The 26,041-nt window shown below is 39.5% G+C and carries 20 protein-coding genes; 9 read left to right on the plus strand and 11 right to left on the minus strand.

From position 1 onward, the window contains the following. The first annotated feature begins 13 nt into the window (after positions 1-13). The gene (gene rlmN, locus L2567_RS09335) at positions 14-1,066 is read left to right on the plus strand and encodes a 23S rRNA (adenine(2503)-C(2))-methyltransferase RlmN (protein ID WP_235297490.1); all 1,053 of its coding nucleotides are present in this window, start codon (positions 14-16) and stop codon (positions 1,064-1,066) included. A 4-nt stretch (positions 1,067-1,070) separates the two neighbouring features. Continuing rightward, positions 1,071-1,328, plus strand: coding sequence for a hypothetical protein (locus tag L2567_RS09340; protein WP_235297491.1), 258 nt, complete (start codon positions 1,071-1,073; stop codon positions 1,326-1,328). A 124-nt stretch (positions 1,329-1,452) separates the two neighbouring features. Here the strand turns inward: L2567_RS09340 and L2567_RS09345 are convergent, their stop codons facing one another. From L2567_RS09345 to rsfS, 3 genes are all read right to left on the minus strand, one after another. After that, positions 1,453-2,064, minus strand: a complete 612-nt coding sequence (locus L2567_RS09345) for a hypothetical protein (RefSeq protein ID WP_235297492.1) — start codon at positions 2,062-2,064, stop codon at positions 1,453-1,455. 148 nt (positions 2,065-2,212) lie between these two features. Continuing rightward, complete coding sequence (gene ftsH / locus L2567_RS09350) at positions 2,213-4,159, minus strand: ATP-dependent zinc metalloprotease FtsH (RefSeq protein WP_235297493.1); 1,947 nt, start codon at positions 4,157-4,159, stop codon at positions 2,213-2,215. A 23-nt stretch (positions 4,160-4,182) separates the two neighbouring features. Then, entirely contained in the window at positions 4,183-4,566 is a 384-nt protein-coding gene (rsfS, locus tag L2567_RS09355; protein ID WP_235297494.1) for a ribosome silencing factor, read from the minus strand. A 102-nt stretch (positions 4,567-4,668) separates the two neighbouring features. Between rsfS and L2567_RS09360 the strand changes: the two genes are divergently transcribed. Further along, the gene (locus L2567_RS09360; protein WP_235297495.1) at positions 4,669-5,427 is read left to right on the plus strand and encodes a biotin--[acetyl-CoA-carboxylase] ligase; all 759 of its coding nucleotides are present in this window, start codon (positions 4,669-4,671) and stop codon (positions 5,425-5,427) included. Positions 5,428-5,535: 108 nt separating this feature from the next. Here the strand turns inward: L2567_RS09360 and L2567_RS09365 are convergent, their stop codons facing one another. From L2567_RS09365 to L2567_RS09375, 3 genes are read right to left on the minus strand one after another with little or no spacing between them, the layout of a single operon-like run. Further along, on the minus strand, positions 5,536-6,669 hold the full coding sequence (locus L2567_RS09365; RefSeq protein WP_235297496.1) for a Gfo/Idh/MocA family oxidoreductase: 1,134 nt from the start codon (positions 6,667-6,669) through the stop codon (positions 5,536-5,538). 11 nt (positions 6,670-6,680) lie between these two features. Next, entirely contained in the window at positions 6,681-7,541 is an 861-nt protein-coding gene (locus L2567_RS09370; RefSeq protein WP_235297497.1) for a sugar phosphate isomerase/epimerase family protein, read from the minus strand. 4 nt (positions 7,542-7,545) lie between these two features. Further along, positions 7,546-10,626 (minus strand): PVC-type heme-binding CxxCH protein, encoded by a 3,081-nt coding sequence (locus L2567_RS09375; protein ID WP_235297498.1) that lies wholly within the window; start codon positions 10,624-10,626, stop codon positions 7,546-7,548. A 143-nt stretch (positions 10,627-10,769) separates the two neighbouring features. Between L2567_RS09375 and L2567_RS09380 the strand changes: the two genes are divergently transcribed. Genes L2567_RS09380 through L2567_RS09400 form a run of 5 tightly spaced genes read left to right on the plus strand, consistent with a single transcriptional unit; the run spans position 10,770 to position 17,064 of the window. Further along, positions 10,770-11,645: an AraC family transcriptional regulator gene (locus tag L2567_RS09380; RefSeq protein WP_235297499.1), complete on the plus strand. Its 876-nt coding sequence runs from the start codon at positions 10,770-10,772 to the stop codon at positions 11,643-11,645. A 4-nt stretch (positions 11,646-11,649) separates the two neighbouring features. After that, the gene (locus L2567_RS09385; RefSeq protein WP_235297500.1) at positions 11,650-12,879 is read left to right on the plus strand and encodes a CinA family nicotinamide mononucleotide deamidase-related protein; all 1,230 of its coding nucleotides are present in this window, start codon (positions 11,650-11,652) and stop codon (positions 12,877-12,879) included. A 39-nt stretch (positions 12,880-12,918) separates the two neighbouring features. Further along, entirely contained in the window at positions 12,919-14,325 is a 1,407-nt protein-coding gene (locus tag L2567_RS09390; protein ID WP_235297501.1) for a dihydrolipoamide acetyltransferase family protein, read from the plus strand. Between the two features lie 44 nt (positions 14,326-14,369). Next, positions 14,370-16,505, plus strand: coding sequence for an OmpA family protein (locus L2567_RS09395; protein ID WP_235297502.1), 2,136 nt, complete (start codon positions 14,370-14,372; stop codon positions 16,503-16,505). After that, positions 16,495-17,064, plus strand: a complete 570-nt coding sequence (locus L2567_RS09400; RefSeq protein WP_235297503.1) for a class I SAM-dependent methyltransferase — start codon at positions 16,495-16,497, stop codon at positions 17,062-17,064. Before L2567_RS09395 ends, L2567_RS09400 begins: the two co-directional genes overlap by 11 nt. A gap of 3 nt (positions 17,065-17,067) precedes the next feature. Here the strand turns inward: L2567_RS09400 and L2567_RS09405 are convergent, their stop codons facing one another. The 3 genes from L2567_RS09405 to L2567_RS09415 form a co-directional block, all read right to left on the minus strand. Continuing rightward, positions 17,068-19,560: a S9 family peptidase gene (locus tag L2567_RS09405; RefSeq protein WP_235297504.1), complete on the minus strand. Its 2,493-nt coding sequence runs from the start codon at positions 19,558-19,560 to the stop codon at positions 17,068-17,070. 85 nt (positions 19,561-19,645) lie between these two features. Continuing rightward, positions 19,646-20,344 (minus strand): LytR/AlgR family response regulator transcription factor, encoded by a 699-nt coding sequence (locus L2567_RS09410; protein ID WP_235297505.1) that lies wholly within the window; start codon positions 20,342-20,344, stop codon positions 19,646-19,648. Continuing rightward, positions 20,341-21,342, minus strand: coding sequence for a sensor histidine kinase (locus L2567_RS09415; RefSeq protein WP_235297506.1), 1,002 nt, complete (start codon positions 21,340-21,342; stop codon positions 20,341-20,343). The genes L2567_RS09410 and L2567_RS09415 overlap by 4 nt, the downstream gene beginning before the upstream one ends. A 209-nt stretch (positions 21,343-21,551) precedes the next feature. On the opposite strand from L2567_RS09415, the gene L2567_RS09420 reads away from it, so the two are divergent. Continuing rightward, positions 21,552-22,649 (plus strand): serine hydrolase domain-containing protein, encoded by a 1,098-nt coding sequence (locus tag L2567_RS09420; RefSeq protein WP_235297507.1) that lies wholly within the window; start codon positions 21,552-21,554, stop codon positions 22,647-22,649. A 68-nt stretch (positions 22,650-22,717) separates the two neighbouring features. On the opposite strand, the gene L2567_RS09425 is transcribed toward L2567_RS09420, so the two are convergent. Both L2567_RS09425 and L2567_RS09430 read right to left on the minus strand, forming a co-directional pair. Then, a complete protein-coding gene (locus L2567_RS09425; protein WP_235297508.1) occupies positions 22,718-23,662 on the minus strand; it encodes a 2-dehydro-3-deoxygalactonokinase in 945 nt (314 codons plus the stop codon). A 162-nt stretch (positions 23,663-23,824) separates the two neighbouring features. After that, the gene (locus L2567_RS09430) at positions 23,825-25,999 is read right to left on the minus strand and encodes a sodium-translocating pyrophosphatase (RefSeq protein ID WP_235297509.1); all 2,175 of its coding nucleotides are present in this window, start codon (positions 25,997-25,999) and stop codon (positions 23,825-23,827) included. Positions 26,000-26,041: the final 42 nt, after the last annotated feature.

A 26,041-nucleotide genomic window follows, 5' to 3' on the forward strand; every position in this document is an offset into this window, starting at 1 on the left:
TTACCTTTGCATCATGTCAGAAACAGTCATTAAAGCAGATATTCGAAAGTTTTCGGTGGAAGATTTGAAAGTGCTCATGAAAGAACAAGGGGAACCAGCTTTTAGGGCTAAGCAAATATATGAGTGGTTGTGGAAAAAAGGTGCTGTTGGTTTTGACCAAATGACCAATCTTTCTAAAGGTTTGCGTGAATTTTTGAAGGAGAATTTCATCATTAATGCCATTTCGCTCGATAAGTTTCAGCGCTCCAATGACGGCACCATTAAATCCAGATTCAAACTTCATGATGAACATTTTATCGAATCAGTGTTGATTCCTGTACCTGATGATCGCAGGTTTACTGTTTGTGTTTCTTCCCAGGTGGGTTGTAGTCTTACCTGCAAATTTTGCGCGACGGGTCAAATGAAACGGATGCGAAATCTGGATGCCGGAGAGATCTATGATCAGGTGGTTAAGGTCAATCAGCAAAGTCTGGAAACCTTTGATCACCCATTAACCAATATCGTTTATATGGGTATGGGTGAGCCTTTATTAGCCTATAAGAATGTATTGGAGAGTGTGGAATTGATTACCGGAGATCACGGGCTCAATATGTCACCTCGAAGGATCACAGTCAGTACAGCAGGTATCGCCAAAATGATCCGGAAATTGGCTGATGATGGTGTCAAATTTAATTTGGCTTTATCCTTACATGCCGCTGACGATATGAAGAGAAACGAAATCATGCCCATTAATGAAACCAATACCCTTGAAGCACTGATGGATGCTTTGGATTATTTTTATCAGAAAACGAGGAATAAAATCAGTTACGAATACATAGCCTTCAAAAACTTTAATGATTCGCTGGAAGACGCGAAAAATCTGTCCAGACTTTGTAAACGTTTTCCCGTCAATGTGAACATTATTGAATATAATCCTATAGATGGAGTGGAATTTGTTAAAAGTAAAGAAGATGCTGTCGATGAATTTGCATCTTATCTTAGAAAGCAGGATATTATGGTGACCATTAGAAGGAGTCGAGGTAAAGATATTGATGCAGCATGTGGGCAGTTAGCAAATAAAGATTAGTAAGATGGAGCATTACGAGCACGATCTTGAATCGTTTAACATCCTGGACATGGATGAGCAGTTGAATATCGCGAAACACAAAGCTTCTAAAGTGGAAAGCATAGAAAGTGAGGAAGTACGAATAGACTTATACAGCTATTGCGATTTTTTCATAGAATTGGTATTCAGAAAAGAGTTAAGAATTATAAAGGCCATCCGTGGTATTGATGCCATGGAATATGCTGAGAAATATATTGAGTTAGAAGATTTGAACAGTTATTAATTTTTGGGCTGGCTAGAAGCTGGTGTTTTAACACTGGATGATCTTGGACTTAATTTCAAGTTCTGTCCATTTAGACTACAAGTCTCGGACTGCAGCCCTAAATTCCATCATTAAGTCCGAGGTCCTACTGATCGATTTCTTTTTCGTCTGCTTTCTCTTCCTCTTCTTCTTCCTCGTCTCTCTTCCCGGCAATGATCCCTGGAGCAGCCATTAAAACCTGATCTTTAAGGCCATCCATGATGACATCAGCACCCTCTTCACCATCTCCTTCTCCATCGGTCGCTTCCATCTCCAGTTCTCCACTTAGTGAACTCATTGCACCTGCTTGTAATTTCGATTTATATAATTCGATTCTCTCTTGTACATCACCCAAAATTGCTTCCAGGCTTGCCTCATCCTTTTTCGATAAAGATTCATGACCAAGCTTATCAGCGATTTTTTGATACTCTTCAGTCAGCAGATGTAACTTGACTTCATTGGTCTTGTCGATGCGTTCAATCTCATTCGTAGAACCTTTTATTTTCTGGACAAATTCATTGTTTCTGGAGGCATCCTTCTTTTTATCAGGTCTGGTTTTGTCTTGTGCTGCTTCCGTTTCAAATGGTTTTTCAGGAGGCATAAGAGAAGAAGATTTCTCTAACTGAGTAACGTACTCAGCATTAGACTGGTCAGTGGAATCCTGAAGCTTATCCTGCCTGTCTCTAATGATACTATCTGATTCTATCCTGTTGGGCATAAGATCTGTAAGTTACTGAATTATTCTAAATGGATCAAGCGAAATACTGCAATGATTCGACTGCGTAATTACCTATTAATATCAAAAAAGGCCGTCAGAAAACTGGCAGCCTTTTTATTTTTTTTAGAGCATCAGGATGCAAACTTTACTATTCTTTATCGTCTTTCACTCCATTAGAAGTTGCAAAAACCTCCGCTTCCGATGTAGGCTCTGCAGGACGTTCGCCGATCAAGGTTTCCACATCAGATTTCAGCAAGACCTCTTTCTCAAGTAGGGCCTGAGCTAAAATTTCTAATTCCTGACGCTTGTCTTTAAGAAGCTCCTGAGCTCTGATGTACTGTGCCTCTACCATTTTTCTTACTTCATCATCTATGAGTGTAGCAGTGTCATCTGAATATGGTTTACTGTATTGGTCTTGAGACATGCCGTAAAAGGAAACATTTCCAACCTTTTCATTCATTCCGTAGACAGATATCATGCTGTACGCCATTTTGGTCACCTGATCAAGGTCACTTTGGGCACCAGTGGATATCTTTCCAAAAACCAACTTTTCCGCTGCTCGGCCACCGAATGTCATACACATTCTATCCAGTAATGCCTCAGTTCTGGTAATGTATTCTTCTTTTGGTAAATACTGGGCATAACCTAATGTTCCTATTCCTCTGGGAACGATGGTTACTTTGACCAATGGTGATGCATAAGGCAAATACCATCCACATATGGCGTGACCGGCTTCATGATAGGCAATGATCTGTTTCTCTTTAGGAGAAATCAGTTTGTTCTTTTTCTCTAAACCACCAATTACCCTGTCCAATGCATAATTAAAGTCGTCCATATCGACTTCTTTCTTATTTCTTCTCGCCGCGATCAAAGCTGCTTCATTGCACACATTTGCAATATCCGCTCCAGCAAATCCCGGAGTCATTTCTGATAACTCACTCGCATCAATATCTGGACCTGTCTTAATATTCTTCAGATGCACCTTAAAAATAGCCTCTCTTCCTTTGAGATCGGGTCGGTCTATCCCAATTTGGCGATCAAAACGTCCTGGTCTTAAGAGCGCCGAATCCAATACATCCGGACGGTTCGTGGCAGCCATTAAGATTACACCCTTATCCGTACTAAATCCATCCATCTCAACCAAAAGTTGATTCAAGGTATTTTCTCTTTCATCATTTCCACCTTGCATCGCTCCTTTTCCTCTTGCACGACCAATAGCGTCTATCTCATCTATAAATACAATACATGGGGCTTTCTCCCGCGCTTGCTTAAACAAATCACGTACCCTCGAAGCACCTACCCCCACAAACATCTCAACGAAATCAGAACCAGAGATCGAAAAGAATGGAACACCTGCCTCGCCTGCAACGGCTTTAGCAAGAAGTGTCTTACCGGTTCCCGGAGGGCCTACCAGCAGCACTCCTTTCGGTATTTTACCACCAAGTGAGGTGTATTTCTTTGGGTTTTTTAGGAAATCGACCACTTCCATGACCTCTTCTTTTGCTTCATCCAAACCGGCTACATCTTTAAAGGAGACATTGACCTTCGCATTATTATCAAAGAGTGCAGCCTTAGATTTCCCTATGTTGAAAATCTGAGCTCCAGGCCCTGCTCCACCACCGCCTACGCGACGCATAATAAATAGCCAGATAGCAATTAAAATAGCAAACGGTAAGACCCAGCCTAACAATGGTGCTAACCAGGACTCCTTTGTTTTATAAACCGGATCCACAATGGTGCCTTCTTCTTTCAATTCAGCAACATATCGATCAAAAGTCTCTACAGATCCAATCTCAAAAGTATAATGGGGATTAACTCCTGTTACAAAATTGTTTTCTTTAATGTCGCCGTACTTATCAAGGGCTTCTTTCTTCAAGTAAACATTGACTGTTTTACCATTGATTACTTCTACATCCTTAATGTCACCCGCCTTTGCCATTTCGACAAAGGAATTCAATGTTGTAGTAGGTGCATTGGCACTGCTGTACATAAATATATTGAACACGAGAATCGAAGCAATCAATATCCCGTAAATCCAATACGAATTTATCTTTGACTTGTTTTTGTTCTTATTATCGTTTCCTTTTTCACTCATAACTTAGCCTCAGGCTCATTTAATTACAAATTCTGAAATTCTGTAAAGTCGGCATCGCTCCAAAGGTCTTCAAGATCGTATAAAGCTCTGGTTTCCGGATAGAAAACATGAACGATTGTATCGAAATAGTCTACTAAAACCCAGGTAGAAGCTTCCTGACCTTCTCTATGTGGGATGAATCCCATTTCATCCTTAACCCTTTTGTACACATTACCCGCTATTGCTGAAACTTGTGTTGTGGAATCGCCTTCGCAAATGATAAAATAATCGGCAGGAGCCTCAGGTAAAGAGCGTAGATCAATTTTAACAATATTCTTTCCCTTGATGTCTTGTATAGAATCTATGATCAACTCATTCAGCTCGGAGGTATCCGAAACGGCCTGAGTTGCTTGCTTTGTATTATTCAAATTGTTATTTAATTATTTGTTAGGCAAAGTTTTAATCACCCTAAGTTGTTATTATCTTTACCTGTTCATTGTTACAAACAAAACTACTAAATAAATAGTTTATTGCCTACTAAATTAGACAGCCTATTCGCCGGCGCTAAGCACTATCACTTTAAGGAGACAGACTCTACTAACAAATACGCGCTTAATCTTATATCAAAAAACGCTCCAGCAGAAGGAACTGTGATTTCGGCTGACTTTCAGACATATGGTAGAGGACAATATGGCAGACAATGGATGTCAGAATCTACAAAAAACTTACTTTCATCGATAATCCTTTATCCCGAATTTCTTCCTGTTCATGAACAATTTTCATTGAGTAAGGCCATTTCACTTGCCGTGCAAAATACCCTACATTCTTTTTTGGCCTCCAAAGAAGTTAAAATTAAATGGCCTAATGATATATACTGCGGTCCCAAAAAAATAGGAGGAATACTGATTCAAAATATTATTGCTGGAAGTAGAATGAATGCCTCAGTGATCGGCTTAGGCATTAATGTCAATCAGAAGAAATTTCCTGCTGATTTGAATGCAACTTCATTAGCACTGGAGTTAGGAGTGGATTTTGATAAAAGGGAACTGCTCGACTTTTTATTGGTCGATATCAAAACAGAATACATGCTGCTTCAAAGGAATCTCCAGATCCAGGACAAAAGATACAACGATCATCTATATGCCAAGAATGAAATCCGTTTTTTCGAAGATCAGGAAAACAACCTTTTCTCTGCCAAGGTTTTATTTGTAAACCGGGAAGGCAATCTCATCGTGGAGCAAGATGGAGCTTATAAAGCCTACAGCTTTGGAGAATTGAAATGGGTCTAACAATTTATGCTATTACGGTGCTATCAACTCTTCACGCTACGGAGTTTTAAACTCTTCAAATAATATCATTTCATAGATTATTTTGAAAGTCAACAAGTATCACGAAGCTTATTTTTTTTCAAAGGTAAACTCTGGCAATTTAATGATTTCTCCACCTTTCAGAGCTGATTCATGGGCGAGAATACCAACACAAGTGATATTTGCTGACTGTCTGGCATTAGGGTAAGGTGATTTATTCTCAATTAATGCCGAAATAAATTCGTGTGCCAAATGTGGATGTGACCCACCATGTCCTGCACCTTGAGTAAATGATAAGTGTTGATGCTCATCTGAATCATACACGCCTCCTGTGGTAAAAGGTTGTATTTCTTTAGGCAGAAGTTTCGCATAGTCGGGTGCATCTACGTTTTCAGGAATTTCGGGTTCAGGTTTCTTTGCAGTATGCACTACCAGAGGATTACCTTCTTTCAATGGCCATTCCACTGACTTTTTGGACCCATAAACTTCAAAGCTTTCTCGATATTGTCGGGCAACATCAAATAATGATCGATAAACCTGAGCACTTAGGTCTGAATCTTTAAATTTAATATGTGTCGTTTGTACAGCGAAGGGCGAATCATAATGTGAAATGAGTTCTTTTCTAATCGTTCCTGAACCAAAACAAGATACATACTCTGCCTCTCCTCTAGTGAAACCCAAGACAGGACCAACGCAGTGTGTCGCATAATGCATTGGCGGCAACCCCGGCCAATAATTAGGCCATCCATCCATATCCTGCTGATGACTAGCCTTTAAAAATTGAACTTTACCAAGCTCTCCTTCTTCATACAATTCTTTCATGAAGAGAAATTCTCTAGCATAAACCACAGTTTCCATCATCATATAGGTCAAACCTGTTTCCTCTGTGAGATTGACAATCTCCTCACATTCCTTCACTGTAGTCGCCATCGGTACCGTACACGCTACATGTTTTCCGGCTTTCAATGCTTTGATAGATTGAATCCCATGATCTGGTATTGGCGTATTAATATGTACTGCGTCGATTTCAGGATCTTGAATCAGCTCATCGAATGAAGTAAATCGTTTCTCGATTTTAAACTTGTCAGCAATTTCATTCAATGATTGCTCAGATCTCTGACAAACCGCCATCATGTTGGCTTGAGGGTGTCGAAGGTAAATGGGAATAAACTCTGCACCGAATCCCAATCCCACAATTGCAATATTTATTTGACGATCTTTCATTTTCAACTCGTTTAATTTTTAAAAACTGTTTTCATGTGTGCCAATCCCTTGGAAGCGAACTCATCCTGATTCTTGGCCAGGTTTTTCCAAATACAAACTGCCGCCGCCAGTTCCTTGTTTTCAGGCGTAAAACTCTCAATAACTATTGATCCCTGGTAATTAATATCTAATAATCCTTTGGCAAATTCAGACCAGGGAGTCAGCCCTGTGCCGGGGATGCCTCTGTGGTTTTCGCTGATTTGTATATGGATCAAATGATCACCCACTGTATTGATTGCTTTGCGTATATCACTTTCCTCAATTGTCATATGAAATCCATCGAGAATGACTTTTGCGGAGGGATGATTGATGTCATTCACCAATTTAAGAACATCATCTGCCGTATTAATTAAGTCGGATTCAAATCGATTCAATGGCTCTAAAGCAATCTCTTGTCCAAACTGCTCAGCGATGAGGCAAACCTTAGACAGATTTTCAACTGCTCTGGACCACTCCCGATTCCTTTGCTCTTGAGGAACCAATCTAGCCTTCCCAACAGCAGAATACATTGGCCCCGCCACAAACTTTGTTCCCAAAACATTTCCCAGCTCAAAACATTTACGAAGGTATTTGAAGCAATTTTCATGAAGTTGTGTATCATCTGCAGTCAAGTCCTTCGTAGGTCCGAAAACCCCGCATATACTTGCTTTCAAATCATTGGCGTTCAAAGCTTCCACAACTTCATTTCCATTAATTAATTCCGGGTCCTCAACAGGTATTTCTACCAGATCAAATCCCATTTTCTTGATTTTTGGAAAAAGTGATATGGATGAAGTTTTGAAAGGAGACTCCCAAAGCCAGGTGCTTACTCCAAAATTGTAGCTTAAACTCATTTTTTTAGATTTCTTCAGAGGGTAAAACTTTCATCACCCCTTGCATCATTCTCCAGTGACCGGGGAAAGTACACACAAATGGATATAAACCGGGCTCTGGAGGTGCTGTAAACAACAGGCTTACCTTCTCTTCAGGATCAACAAGATCCGTGGCAAATAACACTTCAGGCATATTCGGAACATATCCCATGGCCTCTCCATTTGGGTCTGCCGCCAATTTATCAGCCGCCTGACCCACTTTTTCCAGTGCCCCTCTCGCTACGATGATAAGATTGTGTTGCATGAAATCGACGTTTTCGAAAACTAGTTTTACCATTTCCCCCGCATTAACCGTAAATTCTGTCATGTCGTATTTCATTTCATTTTTCACAGACTTGATCACTACTAATTTTTCTCGAATATTCGTCTCCTCATAATCGGCAATATCAATATCTAATTTCGAAATATTACTTTGCATAATAGTCGCCGCTAATTTTGAGCCATCTAGCTTAATCTTATCTTCTGAAAAGTCCGGTTGCTCATCAATATTCGCATTTGGATTATCCTGTAAATAGGCTGTCGCAAATCCCGGAGCGTGCTGGCTTGCAGCTACATAAACAGCATTGACCAACCAGTGATCTTCGCGAATCGTATTATCCTTTGTGAGTTCATATAATTTCTGACCTATAGCTTCAGAAGGGCTTTTATCTGCCAATTTTAGAATTGCAATTAAACTCACGGCTGGATCCTCATCCCTATAGATTTCCACTTCATCCATTTTTTTCAAAACCATTGGAGTCAAAGGAAGGGATTGCAACGCAGCTTTTCGCACAGCTGCAGATCTATGATCTAGCATTTTAACGATCAGCTCCTGTAGTGCATTATCATTTTGCAGCAAACCCAATCCATCAAGTGTCCATATAGCGTGAATAACTGATTTATCATTACCATTTGATAATGAGATCAGTTCTTTAATACTACTTACTTCTTCGATGTTCTCCTTTTCTACCAATAGCCTTTGCGCAGTCAGTCGCCAAAACATATTATCATTACCCAGCATCTTGATTAATTGATCTTCATTGTTCTTGTCTAGAGTAATTTGTGGTGCTGCACGATTTTTAGGTACGATTCTCCATATCCGTCCATGTGACTTATCTCTCAATGGATTGACATATGCATTCCCCTCACCATTTTCAGCGTCATAACCTCCCCACTCTTCAGAAGGAGTAGGATTATGCTGTACGATAAAATTATACCAATCTGCTACCCATAAGAATCCATCAGGACCTACTTTCGCTTCGACAGGAGAAAACCATTCATCAGCACTTGCTACAATATTTCTACCATCTTTCTCTTTATAACCTGCCCCATCCTTTTCTATTTTAGCAATATGAACCAATCCACCTGTCGGCTCACAAATAAAAGCTACATTGTTCCAATAAGCCTGAGGATAGGCCCGGGCAGTATAGAAATGATGCCCGGCGGCTGCTGTAAAGCCTCCGAACACATCCACCTGCCGTACATTTTGGGTAATGGGTTGCATTTCATAATGTCCATCTATCTTTTCACTTCCTTTAATATCAACAGGTCCTATGTCTACTAAGTGACGATTAGGTATTCCGAGATACACACTGTGTGTATTGTTTGCAGTGGACGCAAATATAGAATTGTCTTCAGTGATTCCAAGACCCCAGGTATTGTTGCTCGTATTGGTTAGAAACTCAAAAGTATCGACCTTTGGGTTAAACCTGAAGACTCCTTGGCGAAAAGCCAATTCTCTTCCGAATATTTCTCCTTTAAAGCCAGAATAACCTACTGCACCATACACTTGATTATCTATTCCGTATTGAAGATTAGAAGGCCCAGCATGAGTATCAAAAGTTCCCCATCCTTCGATCATCACTTCTCTGACATCTGCAATATCATCGCCATCTGTATCTTTTAAGAAAAGGAATTCAGGCGCCTGAGATACAATCACACCACCGTCGAAGAAAACAAAACTGGTCGGTATATTCAATTGATCAGCAAATATGATAATAGAGTCAGCTTTCCCATCACCGTCTGTGTCCTCGAGAATTTTTATGACATCATCACCTTGACCTTTTTGATCTCTGACCGTATTCGGATAATCTACGGTTTCAATCACCCAAAGTCTTCCCCGCTCATCCCAATTCATAGCGATAGGATTAATGATGTCCGGTTCAGAAGCGAATAATTCCAATTTAAAACCAGGAGGTACCTGAGTCAATTTTTTAGATTCTTGGGCAGAAAGTGGAAGCTGATATTTAGGAGCAGGATCTCTTTTTTCGTAGTTTGGTATATTAGCAGCCTCTTCATATTTTAATTCGGGGATGTCAGTCACAAATTGATCTCTATTTGATCGTACTTCTTCAGATACAGCCCATAAAATGCCATTCTTGACCAACTTTTGAAAACCGGGATGAGACCAGGTGCGTTCATCATGGCCATAAGCCGTATAAAAAACTTTGCCTTCTCCATATTCTTTAACCCAAGTCCATGGCTCGCTCTTTCCATTATCATCACGAGTCATGAGTACTTCAATGTCATCTGCTAACTTGTGATGTACATAAGTTTCATCCCAGGTGGTAAAAGACTGAAGATCAGAAATGACTGGATGTGACTGATCTGAAAAATTTGTTGTAAAAGTATCGGTGTCATGTGATTTGAATTGACCTCCTATAAGATTGACAACTTCTTCAGAATTTCTAAAACAATAGCTTGCACAGTGTATAGGTATAAATGCATGACCGGATTCAATATATTTCAACAGTGCACTTTCCTGAGGTGTTGTGATAGAATCATGGTTGGCATAAACTAATAAACCATCATATTGATTCAGGTTAGATAAATTAATATCATCAGGATCTTCAGTATAGGTAAAATTGATGCCTTCACTTGCTAAGGACGATGCCAGTATCGGCATGTATTGAGCAGAATGATGATGTTCCTGGTCATGGCCTAAGAAGAGAATTTCAATTTTTCTTGGTTCTGAATCCTTTACTTCTACTTTGCTGGATTGGCATGCTGCTATGATTATAGTGCTTAAAGTAACCCAGGTTGCAAATCTTAACCAATTGGACATCATAACTAATCATATTTTAATCCAATGTTAAGACTTTTTCCGATGAAAGAAATACTGAATTATATCAATATCTGACTTTATTTTGTCATCATTTCTCAAAATATTCTATATTCAAGATAATTTAGTATAATTATTTCTTAGAAAAATTGAAATCACCACTTCATAAGTCTCCTATCCCAGATAATCATGCCTACATCATCAAAATGCTGGAGGATGATATTTTTGACCCTACCTGGCATTACCATTCGGAATATCAACTATTTCTGGTGCTTAAAGGTAAAGGAACAAGATTCATAGGAGATCATATTAAGCCTTTTAGAGTTGGCGACATCACATTTACAGGACCTGATTTACCACATTTATGGAAAAGTGATCAAAAAGGTGGATGTGAAAATTCATCGCAGGGCGTGGTCATCTATTTTAATGAAGATTTATTCGGGGATAGCCTTCTAGAAAAAGAAGAATTTATTAAAATCAGGCAATTGCTCTTTAAAAGCCGCAGAGGAATAGATCTGCAAATACCTGTCCTGAAAAAGGTCAAAAGTATGATGATCAATCTACTTAATTGCAATGGTTTCAATGGTGTCATTAAATTGTTAGAAATACTTCACTTCCTTTCCGAAAGTGAACACTTAACAACCATCGCATCTTCAGGATACACCAACACTTTAAGAGATGGAGATACCATTCGAATGAATAAAGTTTATGATTTTGTCTTAAAGAATTTTGATCGCAAAATACATCTTGAAGAACTTTCAGAGATTACCAATATGACCACCTCTTCCTTTAGCAGATATTTTAAAATTCATGCGAATAAGACTTTTTCTGAATTCTTAAGTGAAATTAGAATAGGACATGCTTGCAAGCTGCTTATTGAAAGCAAAACCAACGTTTCAGAAGCATGTTACCGTAGTGGATTTCAAACCATATCCAACTTCAATAGGCAATTCAAAAGAATAGCTAAAAAAACTCCAAAAGCATATAAAAAAGCATTTGAATCTTCCATGTTGAGCTATATTTGACCTAATGGAAGCAAAAATTTTAACGATTGGAGATGAATTGCTTATCGGTCAGGTGATTGATTCAAACTCAGCTTGGCTTGGAGCACAGTTAGAGAAGATTAATGTCACGGTTAGCGAGATCAGATCGATACCAGATTCTGAGGATACCATCATAAAGAACTTGAAGGCATTATCCAAAGAAGCTGATTTTATCTTGATGACAGGTGGATTAGGTCCGACCAAGGATGACGTCACTAAAAAAGCGATCGCGAAATATTTAGATGTTGACCTCGTTTTCGACGAAGTCATTTTTGATCAAATGAAGAAGCTATTTGAAAAATACAACATTGACCTAAAAGAAACCCATAAGTCACAGGCTTATATTCCAAGAGGATGCACCGTTATTACGAATCATATGGGAACCGCCCAGGGAATGTGGATGGAGAAAGACGGGAAAGTGATCCTGTCGATGCCGGGGGTCCCTTATGAGATGCAATACATCATGGAGCACGGTGGATTGGATAAGATTTTACAACGAAATCTTAAACGGCGGATTTTCCATAAAACCATTATGACGGCCGGATGGGGTGAAACCATGATTGAAGAAAAGATCAGCAACATTGTGGAAACTTTTCCCAACCATCTGAAAGTCGCCTATTTGCCGAGTCTGGGTAGTGTACGGGTAAGAGTGAGCAGCCTCACCGGTGATCAAGAAGAGGTCGTTGACTATGCAAAGAGGATCACTTCTGCCCTGGGAGATATTGTCTATGGCTATGATGATGTAACCCTTTCTGAAACCATTGGCCAACAATTAAAAGACAGAAATCTAACATTAGGAACGGCTGAAAGCTGCACAGGTGGATATCTCGCCCACATGATTACCAGTACTGCGGGTTCATCGGAATACTTTCAGGGTAGTATTATAGCTTATGCCAATCACATCAAAAAGATGCAATTAGGCGTAAAGGAACAAACACTGAAAACATTTGGAGCAGTGAGTGAGCAAACTGTCAGAGAAATGGTCGCCGGAGCTATTGCTAAAATGGGCGTGAATATTGCCATTTCCACCAGTGGAATTGCAGGTCCCGGAGGAGGTAGTCCAGAAAAACCAGTGGGTACCATTTGGATTGCAGTAGGAGATAAAAGTCGTGTGATCACGAGACGCCTCCAGCTGAGCAAAAACAGGTTGAAAAATATTGAATATACTTCCATCGCAGCGTTGAATCTGTTAAGAAAATTTTTACTTGGCAGATAATTCCTGTACTTTTGTGCTACAATAAATCACTCCATAGGTATGGCAATAGTTGACTTAGTAATGCCCAAAATGGGCGAAAGTATTATGGAGGCTACGATTCTGAAATGGCTTAAAAAGGAAGGCGATTCCGTAGAGCTCGATGAATCGATACTTGAAATAGCCACAGATAAGGTAGATTCTGATATCCCTTCACCGGTAGAGGGTGTGATCTCCGAAATTCTATTTTCCGAGAATGAAGTAGTAGAAGTAGGAAAGGTAATCGCTAAGATTAAAACAGAGTCAGATGCAGAAGCAGTTCCCTCCCCGGCTGTTCCTGATGTACCGGAACAACAAATCAGTGATGTAGAGGAGTCCAGCCCGAATGGACATGCGAGTGACCAGCAACGTGAATTTAAACAAGATGCCGAAAGGGTTCATCAACCCAAAAAGGTGACTGCAGTAGAAAAAGCCAGCTACAATCCAAGTTCTACAGATCGCTTTTACTCTCCGCTGGTCAGAACCATTGCGCAGCAAGAGGCCATAAGTGTGAGTGAACTAGATCAAATAGAAGGATCAGGTGCCAATGGCAGAGTCACCAAATCTGACATCCTCAATTATGTCGATCATAAGAAATCAGGAAAAGTTTCACCACCTGTAATCGAAAAATCTCCTGTTGAGACCAGCCAGTTTGAAAAAGCGCAAGTAGAGACCTCAAGTGCTCCATCTCAAGGCAAAACCAGTGAATCCCTACCCCAGGCTGGTACAGAGATCATCGAAATGGATAGAATGCGTAAGCTCATCGCAGAGCATATGGTGCATTCTAAGCATACTTCACCACATGTTACTTCATTTGTGGAAGTTGATGTAACAGATATTGTTGAATGGCGAGAGCGTGTGAAGGTAGATTTCCAAAAGAAGTATGGTGAAAAGATTACTTATACACCCATCTTTATTGAAGCTGTGACCATGGCATTGAAAGATTACCCAATGGTCAATGTATCTCTGGAAGGTGATAAGATCATTAAGAAAAACTTCGTAAATATTGGAATGGCAGCAGCATTACCTACCGGTAATCTCATCGTGCCCGTTATCAAAGATGCCGACCACATGAATCTACTTGGCTTGACGAAGTCAGTAAATGATCTGGCTAAACGTGCTCGTGAGAACAAATTGAAGGCAGATGAAATTCAAGGAGGCACCTTCACCGTGACAAATGTGGGTACTTTTGGCAATGTGATGGGTACTCCTATTATTAATCAGCCACAAGTTGCTATATTGGCCGTCGGAGCTATTCGTAAGAAGCCCGCTGTGGTAGAAACTGAAGCAGGAGACCTTATTGCCGTACGACAAATGATGTTTCTTTCGTTAAGTTATGACCACAGAGTTGTTGATGGCTTTTTAGGAGGATCTTTTTTAAGAAAAATTGCAGACTACCTTGAAGCTTTCGATAAGACTAGAAACATTTGACGAAGTTGAAACTAAATAGCGTATACACTATTTTACTGGTGTTCATGACCACATCTTCCTTTGCCCAAGATCGATTTTTTCGTTCAGGCACTCAATTTTTTGATAAAGGTCTCTACAGGGATGCGCTAACGGAGTTTCGAAAAGATGCCAATGCTGAAAACAATCGTGATCTTATTTTGATGAGAATGATCAGCAACTTCGAGACCAACAATGTTGATGCAGCTAAATCAGATATTTCTAAATTACTTGCTTTTCGAAAAAAAGATGATCAACTGTATTTATACATCGCGAAAATCTATCATTCAGAGCTGAATTTTGAAAAAGCGGTTGAATATTACAAAGAATACTTGCGAAGAACCACACGAAAGGATCCAATGAGAGGATTTGTAATCAGTCAGATTAAGCGTTGTGCTAGTGGGATGGATCTTAAATTTTATGACCAAATTGCTTTTGTTGAAAATATGGGCCGGGAAATCAATTCCGTCAATGATGAGATTGATCCCATTCAAAGTCCTAATTATCTCAACAAATATTATTTTTCCAGCAATAGACCGATGTCCGAAGGGGGAAGGAGAAACAGCCAGGGCTTCAAAGATCCAGTGTATGGGAAATTCTTTTTGGATATGTACACGACTTCTCTGGAAAATGGGCGATGGTCTGCAGTGGAGCCACTTAACGACCTTTTGAATACCGGGAGAAATGAAAGGGTACTTGATTTCAGTGCAGATGGATCTATTCTATTCTTTCTTAAAGGAGATGGTGTGGAAAGTGGTACCATTTACGTAGATACTTTCGGAATCGAAAGAGATGAAATTTATCCACCTAAATTTGACAGTCCTCTGATAGGCGAAAAAGGAGATGTTTATTTGCAATTCTATACAGACTCTACCATTGTTTTTGCCAGTAAAAGAGCAGGTGGTTATGGTGGTTATGACCTTTATGTATGCTATAAAAGAAATACCTATTGGTCCCCTCCCAAAAATTTAGGTCCAAACATCAATACAGCCTTTGACGAAGTTTCACCATTCTTAACCAAAGATGGAATGAATTTATATTATAGTTCAAACAGCTTGGAGAGTATAGGTGGTTTCGATGTATTCAAATCACGATATTCCTATGAGTCTGGCAATTGGGCCAAGGGAGAAAATTTAAACATGGGCATCAACTCCTCATTGGACGACATGTACTATCGAGTTGCTTCAGACGGTCAGTCATCTTACTTTAGCAGCAATAGGAAAGATGGCTATGGTGGTTTTGATTTATACAGAGCATATCTTAAAAATCAGGAAATTGGACAATTGGCATATAACCCTATCCTTCCATTTGTGGCCAATGATGAGTTCATGAAAGAAATCGTTAAAAACAATCGGATCGAAGTCAGAGATCCGGGGTCTAAGGCCATCATTACCGAAACCTCACCTGAAAAGGTGAGGGAATATGTTCTGGAGCCTTTGTTTTACAATAGGGACGAAAACATGTTCACTTTAGCCAACGCCAAAATCATAAATAATCTGGTAGACATCATGACGATTTACCCTCAAACGCGCCTGGTGTTGGAGAGTCACTCTGTCAAGGAAAGTCAGGTTGCTTATGATCTGTATTTTAGTATGAAAAGAGCAGAGAAAATTGTTGACTATCTCGTGGATCAAGGCATTTCATCAAGACGATTTTTAATTCGGGGTCTGGGATCTAATTATCCTATTATTCAACAAGAAAGAGGAAGCGGCACAGAAAAATTAGCCAATAAGCTCAACAGACGGATCGAGTTGCGGTTGACAGAAACCGAAGATCTTCCATTAGAAATCACCTATGCTGATCCTGTTGTAGCTGATTACCTTAAGGATAGAAGTGCTGAATTGTATAAAACCGTTCAAAAAGGTTTAACTTACAAAGTTTTTGTGGCAAGGGTGAGTCAGATGTATCAGAATGATATATTGAATTACTACCAGGACGCAATGATTGAAAAAGGATTTGGTATGGATGATTATGTTTACACCATTGGTCTTTACACCAGTTACTATGACGCACAGGATGTACTTAAATCATTAAAAGAGGATGGAATCGAAGAGGCGAAGATCATTCCATTCATTGATGGCAAACGCATGGAAAAGGCGAAGTTGTTAGAATTTGCTAACGAATACCCTGATCTTGTGAACTACTTACAGTATAATGGACAATAATATGGGAACCATTGGATTTTTCAGGGAAAGTATTCGAAATCTGAAAACCGTTGGTACATTTACAAGAAGCTCAAAGTTTCTGTGCAAGGGCATGATTAAACATGTCGATTTTTCTACGGCAAAGGTGATTGTTGAATTGGGTGCAGGTGATGGAGTAATCACCAAGCATATTCTGAGAAGTATGGGACCTGAATGCAAACTGATGGCCTTTGAGGTCAATGAAAAGTTTATTCATATGCTGAATGACATTAATGATGATCGACTGATCGTCGTTCAGGATTCAGCTGAACATCTAACTAAGTACCTGGATCTCCACGGACTAAGCCAAGTAGACGCTGTCATTTCTGCCATCCCATTTGTCATCATACCTGAACCCACTGCTACCCATATTGTGCAGTCATGTAAGGATCACCTCATCGAAGGTGGCAACTATGTACAAGTCCATTACAGCCTTATGGCCAAAAAATTATACGAAAAAGTTTTCGGCAAAGTCAATATTAATTGGGTGCCGCTTAATCTTCCACCTGCCTTTGTATTGGTTTGTGAGAATGTGATTTAACGTTTATTTAGTTCTCGCTCTCTCATTATTCATATACTTAATATCCGTTTCATTATCAGAACTACCTAACAAGTGTTCCGCGAAATAATCTGCCATCATCCAGAAAAAGTACTCTCTCATATCTCCGTACCCGTGTCTCTGACCAGGAAATACAAAGTAATCAAAGCGTTTATTGGCTTTAATCAGCGCCTGAGCCATTCTGATGGTTCCCGCAGGATGCACATTATTATCAATATCACCAGTAGTGATCAACAACTTTCCCTTTAGATTTTTAGCTAAATCTGGATTCTTGTCAATGTCATACTTCCAGGAAATCTCACCTGAGTCGCCAATGATTTCTTTGATCCCATGGTGTTTTTCACTCCACCATCTATTGTAAATATTATTTTCATGATTCCCTGATGAAGAAACGGCCACATCGAAAAAATCCGGATATACCAACATAGCAGCGGTTGACATAAATCCACCACCGGAATGGCCAAATATTCCTACTTTATCAAGGTCAATAAAATCATGCCGATCTCCCAATTGCTCAGCCGCATACTTCTTATCTTCAAGACCATAGTCTCTTAGATTTCCATAGCCATAATTATGGTACCATTTAGATCTGGATGGATGGCCTCCCCTGTTTCCGATCGATACAACGATAAAGCCCATTTGGGCCAACCTATCAGCTCGGTCCATTCGTCCTGACCATTGCTTATTCACTGCTTCCGTTTGCGGTCCCGGATAAACATATTCTATCAATGGATAATTCAGCGTAGAATCAAAATCAAACGGTTTGTACATTACGCCGTAGAGGTCTGTGATACCATCAGCGGCCTTAACCTTATACGGTTCAGGAAATTGGTAGCCTGTTTCAAACAATCTGTCAAGATCCGCCGATTCCAGATCCATCATCAACTTTCCCTGTGTATTAAAAAGCGCAGACTTTGGAATGGTATTTACACGGCTGTAATTATCCACAAAATAGGTCATATTGTCATTCACTTCAGCGTCATGATTGTAATTTCCTGGATTGAGCAACTTTAAGCCTGAACCATCGAAATTGACTTTATATAAGTGATAGTAATATGGATCTTCCATATCCTCCCTGCCAGCAGCAGTAAAATACAACACCCTGTTTTCAGTATCAATTCCCTCTATACTTTGACTGTGAAATGGACCTTTCGTAATCTGATTTTTCAGGTTTCCTTGATTATCATATAGGTAGAAATGAGCCCAGCCATCCCGCTCCGACCAATGAATGAGTTCTTCACCTCCATTAACCAAACCCGGAGTTCTTGTATCGATGTAGGTATTCAATCTCTCTTTAATCAAAACCTTCTCCTCATTGGATTCCAAATCCACGTATCCAAAATCAACTTTCTTGAGGTCCCTGCTTGTTCTTGAAAAATAAAGTTTAGAATCATCCGGCGACAACCAGGTAGACCAGCGGCGATCCTCATCTCGATCTGTTTTCTTTGACGGAGCTCTAAGAATGCTCAAGCTTTGATCTTTAAATGTATCGATTTCAATCAATTTGCGCTGTTTGCTTGGGAAGTCAAACACATACATTTCCTCTGATCCCACTTCTTCATCCCCAGCCATGGCATATTTGTAAGTTTCCAGTCGGGGCCTGGGCTGAGCTGTATTATCCAATACCCACAAGTCCTTTACTTTCCTACTGTCATCCCTTATCAAGGCAAACTTCTGACCAGAAGGAGACCAAACTACTCTGACACTCTGACGCTTGTCCTTGTTTTCCTCTTCTTCTACATTGTCTACACCTCTGTTAGATCCTCCGAATGCATAATCCTTTTCTCCATCTTCAGTCCATTGGTGCTCCACGATGGTACTGTCTTTCTCATCTTTTTGTGCTTTTAGAAAGTTTTCCTTGTCCATCCAGTATAGATTATGATCTCTGGAAAACAAAACATAGCTTGAATCCGGAGAAATGGAAGCCCAGTCTTTGTCTTTTGGTTCTTTCTTAAAGTCTTCTACCAAAGTCAATGTCTTCGTTGTCAAGTCATACTCGAAATGCCAGACCTTTGCTACTTTTTTAGGTTTCTTTTTCTTATCTTTTGAATCTTTCTCACTCTCCATATCATCTTCTTCTTCATCCACTTCCACTAATTTAGACTTTACTTCCCACTGAAGTTTTCTTTCATCGTCAATGAATTTTAACTTGGAGATTGATAAATGCTTCGCATCGAAAGGATCACCTGTCAATCGGGACATGTCCGCAGCGATCTGAACATTGTCAAACAAAGCTTCTTTACTACCTTTAGCAGGATCAACGATATACCACGCTTTACCTTCAGAAGTCTCGTACATATACCAAAATCGTTCAGAATTCTTCAACCAATGAGGCGTTACACTCGTAGAAAACACTAATTTATCTAAATGATCAGGTGAGAATCGAGCAGCCAGATCATAATTAGGCTGTGGAGTATTTTGGGCGTTCAAGACTGCAATATTGGCACTTAGGAGTAGAGACCAAAGAAGATACTTCATAAAACTTGATTATACTTTATATTAAAAAGAGTCGGAAGATAAGCATTAGCTGTGAAAATCTATTCATGTGCGAAAGTTCAGACCATTATTTTTGAAGTCCCAGCCTGTGGAATACATATTTCTTGTAATTTTGACCAATGGGAATCTCATAGCTATCCATTTTTATTCGGTTCCCTTCCACTGAGTCGATGTTACGAATGGCAACGATATAAGATTTATGAACGCGGATAAACAGATTTTCTGAAATGTTTCGCTCCATCTCTGTCATACTCATATACGTCAATAATTTCTCATTTTTCGTGATTATCCTAATATAATTCCCTTGTGCTTCCACGAATAGGATATTAGACAGCGCTATCTTGTGGTACTTTTTATCACTTTTTACAAAAATGAAATCCTCAACATGTTCTGTCGGTGATGGATGAGTACTGGAGTCCATCACTGTCTCCAGCTTGTTGATGGCTTTCAAAAATCGATCAAAACTAAACGGTTTCAACAAATAATCTACCACATTGAGCTCAAAACCTTCCAGTGCAAATTCCTGATATGCTGAAGTCACTATTATTTTAGGTGGGTTAGACAAACTTTTCAGCATTTCAAATCCAGATAGTTTCGGCATATTAATATCCAGAAAAATCAGATCAACACGCTTATCTTTTAAAACAGTCAGTGCTTCAAAAGCATGGTAGCAATTCGCTACCTTTTTTAAGTACGAAATCTCGTTAGCAAATTCTTCAATATTGCTGTGAGCTGCTGATTCATCATCTACTATGATAAAATTCATGTACTGATCCTAAGCTTTGCGATATATTGGTTGTCGAATTGGTCTAGTTTCAAAATGTGTCTATTAGGATAAAGCAGATTCAAACTATCTTTCAGGTTTTTTAGACCGATTCCTTTCATTTTGTTTTTGCCATTTCCATCATAATTATTGGAAATTTGAAAATCTACCTGCCCATCTGTTTCCTTTAATTTGATGTCGACCACCCCACCATCGATCAATTTTTCTACGCCGTGTTTGAATGCATTTTCAAGTAAAATAATAAAAAGCAGAGGGCTGATTTTAGTTGATGTATTTTCGATCTCAGTTTGAAAATTGACATGAACATCCCTCCTAAACCTTGAGGTCTGTAATTCGATGTAATTGCTCAAATATTCCATTTCCTCTTCAAGGGTTACAAATTTCTGACCTCCTTTATAGATGGTATAACGCATCAAATCTGATAACTTGAGTACAAACCTTTGTGCCTGGACTTGATCACTCTTGATGAGAGCGTATAGATTGTTGAGGGTGTTAAAGTAAAAGTGCGGGTTGATCTGATTCTTTAAGGTCAGTAATTCAGCTTTCACACTCTCATTTTCAGTTTTCTTTTTTCTCTCCCACAAAAGATACACCGACGAAAATAAGATATAGAAAAGCAGCCCTGCCAGTAAAATTCCAAAAAAATCGACGATCCAGGCATTTCCATTGACCACAAAAAAACCATCATTATGGTGTGCGTTTTCGTACTGGGAAAAATGATTGATACCAGCAATTAATGTGAAGATGCTGGCGACATACATTAATATTCTCGAAATGCTGTGTTGATTCTGATAGTTTAATATGCCTTTTGTAAAAAGGTAAAGCAAAAGATGGTAACCTAGAAGTCCGCCAATCACCAACCTCATTAATATTTTAACATCCTGTGAAGGTGTAATCAATAGGATCACCATTGCGGCCAGGATGGCTGTAGCTGTAATCACGTTCTTAAAATTGAACGTCCATTTTGTATCAAAATTCATAGCGATAAAATTAAGCTTTTCGAATATACCGCAATGGTTTTTATGATGAATCGGGTTATTTTCTGTTTGATCGAAATAATTGCATATTCTAAACTTAGTCAGTGGCCTTCTGAAAGGGATGGAATAAGACGCAAGTTCCTTCAAATAAATTCGTTCACCAGCTGGCAGAAAGCTACTAAGTTCAATGTTTTTAATCTATAAACAATAATATGAAAGCATTGCAATCCTTATCCAAAATCCTACTCATCATTACCTCTTTTAACAACATAGCAATAACTCAATCCTTTAATTTTGAACTTGATTCAATCGTTTTAGATTTGATGAATATCCAAAAGGTTCCAGGAGTCATTCTGGCACTGATAGAAAATGGTAAGCTAATAAAAATATCTTCTTATGGTTATGCTGATTTTGATAAGAAATTGGCACTACAATCAAATCATGGTTTCAATGTTGGCAGTATCTCTAAGACTTTTACAGCCTGGGGCATCATGAAATTAGTGGAAGAGGAGAAAATAGATCTTTCCGATTCCGTTTCAAAATTTGAATTGCCTTGCCTGGGTCACATTGACCAGCAAGATTTGGATCAAATCACCATAAGAGATCTGCTGCAGCATACCGCTGGTCTGAGTGTGCATGGCTATGAAGGTTATAACCAAATGCAAGAACTACCTTCTGTTTGTGAAAGCCTTCAAGGCTTGAAAAGAAAGGAAGAAAAAGTATTTGTGGAACATCCTTCGGGTTCCACTTTCCAATATAGTGGTGGTGGATATACGATTTTGCAAATGATCATTACAAAAGTGAGTGGTATTCCATTCACCCATTTCATGGAGAAAGAATTGTTCAGGAAGTTGGACATGAAAAACACTACTTTTTTAATAGATCACAAAGTGCTGGAAAGATCTGCATCAATATACGATACTTCTTATCATCAACTGTCCTTCGAATATTTCACTGCTCAGGCTGCTGCAGGTTTACAAACTTCCATCGAAGATATGAGTAAGTTTGTTCTGGCCCACTTTACATCTAATGAGGTGATTAGTAGTGAATCCATTTCCATACTACAGGAGGGAAGCCAACAATCTAAAAACAATTATGCATCAGGGTATATGATCATGGAGCGGTTTGGATCATTTACTTTACATGGACATGGAGGTTCTAATGACGGTTGGCAAGCGGGAATGATGATAGATATGAAGCACAAATCAGGCTTTATCATGTTGACCAATGGTATGAATGGCAAAGCGGTTATTTTTCCGACATTAATGAAGTGGGGAATTGCTCGTAAAAAAAGGATGGAAGTTAAATAGTATACATTCAGGTGTCTGAATGTAGTGGTATTGAATTTTGTTATTTATGGATGGGAATCAGATATCAATTAATAATAGTGATCAAGAATGGTTTTGTGAGCGCTCAAAATGGCATTATTCATTGCACTGGCATCTAAAAATATAAGTTTTCTATCTTGGAAAAAGAGCTTCAGCCCAATTTTGTAAAGTTGGTTTAAGGGTTCATGGCAGCCCAACACGATTGTCTTTGAATTCTTTTGTAGCCCGCATAATTCACTGCCAATAAGCAATCCACTTAGCAAGTAGTAATTGTGGGAAGGCGCGAGGTTTTCAATAACATCCTTAACCCGAACGGTAAGAAGAACAGATAGCAGAGGTTGGTGAAACCCAAGCATTAGACCCTGTTTAAAAACATCTATCTTTTGCGAATCCAAGTTTGTTTTGATCACGGAGTGTGCCAATATGCTATGTTGGGAAAGTACCTCAAATAATTCACCGGTCATGTAGTTTTTCAATGTTGTGAACTGGGCGTTCTGATATTGTAAATGTTTGCTATGAGTGCCTGGCAATAATAAGCAATAATCGTCATACTCTTCCAATAAGGAAGTTAGTCCTATGGCCTGTGTTTCCTCTCCTCTCATCATTCCATCTGGGCTTTTCACACCTGAAATCAGAATGATTGTAAGTCCATGATCTGTAATCTTCTGGTGTAATAATTCGCGGCCATCATTAGAAAAAGGGAAATCTGCATATGGCATTTCTTGCATGCCAATGGATGAGGAGGCCATTCCAGAAATCACCAAAGGCAATTGATCAATATCTTGCCCAATATGCCTAAGTTCTCGCTTTAGAAAATCAATAAAGAAGGCTTTTCGTGATACGTCAGATTGCTTCAAATATTTAGCGTGTACAGCTCTCACGCCCATTGAATTTGAATGTTCACTGATTACCTCTAGAGAACTTCTATCCACCAGCTGCAGTCTAAACTTACTGGTTCCCCAATCGCAACTTACGAACTGATTCGTTTCAGGCATCATTTTTTAGAAAGCTATTACAAGTTATTTAAGATCATGATTGACTATAGACAAGATAGTACTTACAGGGTTTTTTAGATTATGACAAAGAGATTATAATGATAAAAGGCAACCTCGGTATGAGATTGCCTTTTATCAAATTATGATTTAAAATAATATTTCTTAGATGAAGGGTGCTATGACGAGTGCAACCACAGACATCAACTTCAGTAAAATATTCAATGATGGTCCGGAAGTATCCTTGAACGGGTCACCCACAGTATCTCCCACCACAGTCGCTTTGTGAGCATCACTTCCTTTGTAATACATTTTGCCATCGATTTCAACACCTTCTTCAAACATTTTCTTGGCATTGTCCCACGCACCACCGGCGTTAGATTGGAAGATGGCCATCAATACACCAGCCACAGTAACACCTGCCAGGACACCTCCCAACATTTCAGCACCACCCAGAAAACCAAACGCAACTGGAGTGGAAACTGCAATCAACCCCGGGATGACCATCTCTCTAATGGAAGCCTTTGTCGAAATGTCCACACATTTGCTGTATTGTGCTTTTCCTTCAGCTGCCTCGAAAGTTGCTACGTCAGCATCGCTCCATTCTTTTTGTGGCTTGCCCTCATTCTTTTTCATTACACTCAATGCAGCTCTCAACTCAGGTATATCTTTAAATTGTCTTCTCACCTCTTTGATCATATCCATCGCTGCTCTACCTACTGCATTCATCGATAAGGCTGAAAATAAGAAAGGTAACATTCCACCTACTAAAAGTCCTGCCATTACCTTAGGATTAGCAACGTCAATTGTTGTAATACCAGCTGTCGCCATAAAGGCTGCAAATAGTGCCAGAGCAGTCAAGGCCGCAGATCCAATTGCAAATCCTTTTCCTATCGCAGCAGTTGTATTTCCTACAGCATCCAACTTGTCTGTTCTTTGTCTAACTTCTTTGGGCAACTCTGCCATTTCTGCAATTCCACCAGCATTATCAGCAATAGGTCCATAGGCGTCAACTGCTAATTGAATACCTGTATTGGACAACATACCCACCGCAGCAATGGCAATTCCATACAATCCTGCAAAATGATGTGCACCGATAATGGCCACTGCCAATATTAAAATCGGAAACATAGTAGACATCATGCCAACACCAAGGCCTGCAATGATATTTGTTGCTGATCCTGTCAGGGACTGCTTTACGATAGACATCACAGGTCTTGTACCCGTACCAGTATAAAATTCAGTGACAATTCCGATAAGGAGACCAGCAGCCAAACCAAAAAGAACAGCATAAAATACGCCCATGTTGGTATATTCAATACCGCCAATGTTCCATCCCGATGGTAGAATCCATTTACATAAAGCAAAAGTTCCGGCAAGCATTAATGCAAAAGACAGATACTCACCGATATTCAAAGCCGTCTGGGGATTACCACCTTCTTTAACTTTGACAAAGAAGGTTCCTATGATAGAGGTAATGATTCCCAAACAGGCCAATAACAATGGAAGCAATACCGCATTCATTCCACCAAAATCATTTTCCCCTGTGAATCCAGTCACGCCTATAAAAGCTGCTCCCAAAACCATGGTACCGATAATAGAACCTACATAGGATTCGAAAAGATCCGCTCCCATTCCGGCAACATCTCCAACATTATCTCCCACATTATCAGCAATGGTTGCAGGGTTCAATGGATGATCTTCAGGGATTCCGGCTTCTACTTTACCTACCAGGTCTGCACCTACATCAGCTGCCTTTGTATAAATACCACCACCCACTCTTGCAAAAAGTGCAATGGAGGATGCTCCAAAAGAAAATCCTGTCAAAATGGTAATTACTCTGGTGACTTGATCCTGTGTTTCTACCCCATACATTTGAGAGTACAAAGCAAACAATAAACCTAATCCTAAAACACCAAGTCCTACCACACCAAGACCCATTACTGCTCCCCCGGCGAATGCCACTTCAAGGGCTTTACCGAGACCAGTTCTTGCTGCGTTAGTCGTTCTTACGTTCGCTTTTGTTGCTACTTTCATTCCAATGAATCCTGCAAGCGCGGATGAAACGGCTCCCAAAATGAATGATAGTGCAACGAGTGGCGAAGAAGCTTCTGATCGACCACTTAAAAACATTAAAACCGCAACTGCGAGTACAAATATGGAAAGTACCTTATACTCCGCTTTAAGAAATGACATTGCACCTTCTGAAATGTACTTTGCAATGTTGGCCATTTTTTCTGTTCCTACTTCCTGTTTGGAAACCCAGGATGACTTCCAAAGTGTGTAGAGTAACGCTACTACTCCAAAAACAGGAATAACGTATATTAAAGTTTGTCCCATCGTTTTTATTTAACTATTTAATGAATTCGAATTGTTTGCGCT

It is taken from the genome of Portibacter marinus (assembly GCF_021533195.1).
Classification (GTDB): domain Bacteria; phylum Bacteroidota; class Bacteroidia; order Chitinophagales; family Saprospiraceae; genus Portibacter; species Portibacter marinus.

Coding starts and splice junctions, on each gene's coding strand:
- rlmN (WP_235297490.1), top strand. CDS start 14: ATGTCAGAAACAGTCATTAAAGCAGATATTCGAAAGTTTTCGGTGGAA.
- L2567_RS09340 (WP_235297491.1), top strand. CDS start 1,071: ATGGAGCATTACGAGCACGATCTTGAATCGTTTAACATCCTGGACATG.
- L2567_RS09345 (WP_235297492.1), bottom strand. CDS start 2,064: ATGCCCAACAGGATAGAATCAGATAGTATCATTAGAGACAGGCAGGAT.
- ftsH (WP_235297493.1), bottom strand. CDS start 4,159: ATGAGTGAAAAAGGAAACGATAATAAGAACAAAAACAAGTCAAAGATA.
- L2567_RS09365 (WP_235297496.1), bottom strand. CDS start 6,669: ATGAAAGATCGTCAAATAAATATTGCAATTGTGGGATTGGGATTCGGT.
- L2567_RS09370 (WP_235297497.1), bottom strand. CDS start 7,541: ATGAGTTTAAGCTACAATTTTGGAGTAAGCACCTGGCTTTGGGAGTCT.
- L2567_RS09375 (WP_235297498.1), bottom strand. CDS start 10,626: ATGATGTCCAATTGGTTAAGATTTGCAACCTGGGTTACTTTAAGCACT.
- L2567_RS09385 (WP_235297500.1), top strand. CDS start 11,650: ATGGAAGCAAAAATTTTAACGATTGGAGATGAATTGCTTATCGGTCAG.
- L2567_RS09390 (WP_235297501.1), top strand. CDS start 12,919: ATGGCAATAGTTGACTTAGTAATGCCCAAAATGGGCGAAAGTATTATG.
- L2567_RS09395 (WP_235297502.1), top strand. CDS start 14,370: ATGACCACATCTTCCTTTGCCCAAGATCGATTTTTTCGTTCAGGCACT.
- L2567_RS09400 (WP_235297503.1), top strand. CDS start 16,495: ATGGACAATAATATGGGAACCATTGGATTTTTCAGGGAAAGTATTCGA.
- L2567_RS09405 (WP_235297504.1), bottom strand. CDS start 19,560: ATGAAGTATCTTCTTTGGTCTCTACTCCTAAGTGCCAATATTGCAGTC.
- L2567_RS09410 (WP_235297505.1), bottom strand. CDS start 20,344: ATGAATTTTATCATAGTAGATGATGAATCAGCAGCTCACAGCAATATT.
- L2567_RS09415 (WP_235297506.1), bottom strand. CDS start 21,342: ATGAATTTTGATACAAAATGGACGTTCAATTTTAAGAACGTGATTACA.
- L2567_RS09420 (WP_235297507.1), top strand. CDS start 21,552: ATGAAAGCATTGCAATCCTTATCCAAAATCCTACTCATCATTACCTCT.
- L2567_RS09425 (WP_235297508.1), bottom strand. CDS start 23,662: ATGCCTGAAACGAATCAGTTCGTAAGTTGCGATTGGGGAACCAGTAAG.
- L2567_RS09430 (WP_235297509.1), bottom strand. CDS start 25,999: ATGGGACAAACTTTAATATACGTTATTCCTGTTTTTGGAGTAGTAGCG.